The following is a 544-nucleotide window of genomic DNA, read 5'->3' as shown; positions in this document are numbered from 1 at the left end:
CGATCCAATTAGAACAATCTTTAAGGAGTCAGAAGTGAGACTCGGACGCAGACCAAATCAACAAGACGAAGCTCAAGTCGATTTAACATCGATGCTTGATATTGTATTTATCATGTTGATTTTCTTTATTGTTACCAGCTCTTTCGTGCGAGAGTCTGGCGTGGAAGTGAACCGCCCTCAAGCATCGAACGTGGTCAGTCAAAAAGACGCAGGTATTTTCATCGCCATTACGGCAGCAAACGATGTATACATCGACAAACGCTTGGTCGATCTGGAACGCGTAGAAGCATCTATTGAGCACCTATTGCTAGACCAGCCAGATGCATCGTTAGTTATTCAGGCTGATGAACACGCGTACAACGGCACCGTTGTGAAAGTGATGGATGCCGCTAAAGGTGCTGGCGTGAAGAACATTGCACTGGCAGCGGAGAAACCTTAATGGGTAGGCTGTTAATTGCGTTACCAGCGTCATTATTGATCGCCGTGAGTTTGTTTAGCTTTATGGCGTGGATGGTCGATAATGGCAATCAACGCGCACCAAAAC

The 544-nt window shown here is 46.1% G+C and carries 1 protein-coding gene and 1 pseudogene; both read left to right on the top strand.

Going from position 1 to position 544, the window contains the following annotated elements; translation table 11 throughout:
- Positions 1–34: 34 nt before the first annotated feature.
- Positions 35–439, top strand: a complete 405-nt coding sequence (locus R7190_RS29965) for an ExbD/TolR family protein (RefSeq protein ID WP_005459364.1) — start codon at positions 35–37, stop codon at positions 437–439.
- Positions 439–544, top strand: a pseudogene (locus R7190_RS29960) (energy transducer TonB); the annotation flags it as partial. The gene R7190_RS29965 and the pseudogene R7190_RS29960, both read left to right, overlap by 1 nt.

The organism is Vibrio sp. 1078-1, assembly GCF_033340475.1.
Note: the sequence above shows the minus strand (reverse complement) of the source record. Positions and strands in the feature narration are given on the sequence as shown.